Annotated in this window: 3 tRNA genes; all 3 read right to left on the bottom strand. The window is 52.0% G+C overall.

Annotated features, from left to right (window positions below):
* Positions 1-40: 40 nt before the first annotated feature.
* The 3 genes from A0765_RS09765 to A0765_RS09755 all read right to left on the bottom strand — a co-directional run bounded on the left by A0765_RS09765 (position 41) and on the right by A0765_RS09755 (position 280).
* Positions 41-114, bottom strand: a tRNA-Ile gene (locus tag A0765_RS09765).
* A 13-nt stretch (positions 115-127) separates the two neighbouring features.
* Positions 128-201, bottom strand: a tRNA-Met gene (locus tag A0765_RS09760).
* Between the two features lie 5 nt (positions 202-206).
* Positions 207-280 (bottom strand) — tRNA-Pro (locus A0765_RS09755).
* Positions 281-350: the final 70 nt, after the last annotated feature.

Below are 350 nucleotides of genomic sequence, written 5' to 3'. Positions count from 1 at the left end.
CCTTCAGCCGGACTTGGGTAATCCTCCAAGATATTCATTATGGACCTTGTAGGACTTGAACCTACGACCACTCGGTTATGAGCCGAGAGCTCTAACCAGCTGAGCTAAAGGTCCAACAAGATCGTTATAGCGGCGAAGGGGATCGAACCCCCGACCTCCCGGGTATGAACCGGACGCTCTAGCCAGCTGAGCTACACCGCCAGATATCGGGAAGACAGGATTCGAACCTGCGACACCTTGGTCCCAAACCAAGTACTCTACCAAGCTGAGCTACTTCCCGATCATAAGTAAAAACGGAGTCATATGACCTCGTTTCCCTTCATGCACCCTAGAGGAGTCGAACCTCTAAC

Source organism: Streptococcus cristatus (assembly GCF_001588905.1).
GTDB classification, from domain to species: Bacteria; Bacillota; Bacilli; order Lactobacillales; family Streptococcaceae; genus Streptococcus; species Streptococcus cristatus_N.
This window is presented reverse-complemented; position numbering and strand designations above follow the sequence as displayed.